This is a genomic window from Kribbella swartbergensis, from assembly GCF_054784135.1.
This window is the reverse complement of record NZ_BAAGPM010000050.1, coordinates 1-1,037: the sequence shown is the minus strand read 5'-3', so window position 1 is coordinate 1,037 and position 1,037 is coordinate 1. Positions and strand designations below refer to the sequence as shown.

The following is a 1,037-nucleotide window of genomic DNA, read 5'->3' as shown; positions in this document are numbered from 1 at the left end:
CGACGCGGACGAACTGTCCCACAAATCGCGAGCGCTGTCAGCTTGGCCGCAAAGCGGTCTAGCTGTGAGATCTGAGGAGGTTGTTCATCCCGTCTGAGGGCCTGAAGGTGGTCGTTGCGACACGATTACCGATGGGCCTGAGAGATGAACAACCCGCACCAGAATGCCCGCACGACCCGGCTGGGTCGAGCGGAAATGATCCGCCGCATCCTTGAGGACGGTCAACCTCTCCGAGCGGTGGCCCGAGGCTTTGGCATCAGCGAGCGCACCGCCCGCAAGTGGCTGGCCCGCTACAGGGCGGAAGGGCCAAGCGGGCTGGACAACCGCTCTTCCCGTCCCAGGACCGTTGCCAATCGAACCGGCGAGTACTGGATTGGCGTGATGGAGATGCTGCGGCGGGAGTATCGACTGACCGCCGAGGAGATCGCCGGCAAACTGAAGCTGGCCCGCTCCACCGTAGCCGCCTGGCTCACCCGACGGGGCTTGGGTCGTCTGATAGCCCTAGAGCCGAAGCAGCCACCCCGGCGCTATCAGCGCCAGCACCCTGGCGAACTGATCCACCTGGACATCAAGAAGCTGGCCCGCTTTGAGCGCGTAGGCCATCGCATCACGGGTGATCGGCGCAACCCGAGCACAGGAGCAGGCTACGACTGCTTTCATGTAGCCATCGATGACGCCACTCGGCTGGCCTATGTTGAGGTGCTGCCGGATGAGACCCGCCGCTCGACCACAGCCTTCCTGGTGCGGGCGCTACGCTGGTTCAGAGCGCGCGGCATACGGGTCGAGCGGGTGATGACGGACAACGGGTCCGGTTACGTGGCGCGGCTGTTCCGCAAAGCTCTGAGGATGCTTGGGATCCGGCACATCCGCACGAGGCCTTATACGCCCAAGACCAATGGCAAGGCCGAACGCTTCATCCAGACGCTTCTGCGGGAATGGGCCTATGCGATCCCGTTCAGCTCATCGCAGTCCAGAGTGGCCGACCTGCCGCGGTGGCTGACCTGGTACAATCAGCAGCGACCACATGGTAGTCTCGG

The 1,037-nt window shown here is 63.8% G+C and carries 1 protein-coding gene; it reads left to right on the top strand.

The annotated features are described in order from the left end of the window. Nucleotides 1-144 precede the first annotated feature (144 nt). The coding region (locus tag ACYVOK_RS34390; RefSeq protein ID WP_460666788.1) for an IS481 family transposase at nt 145-1,037 on the top strand (893 nt) is incomplete at its 3' end.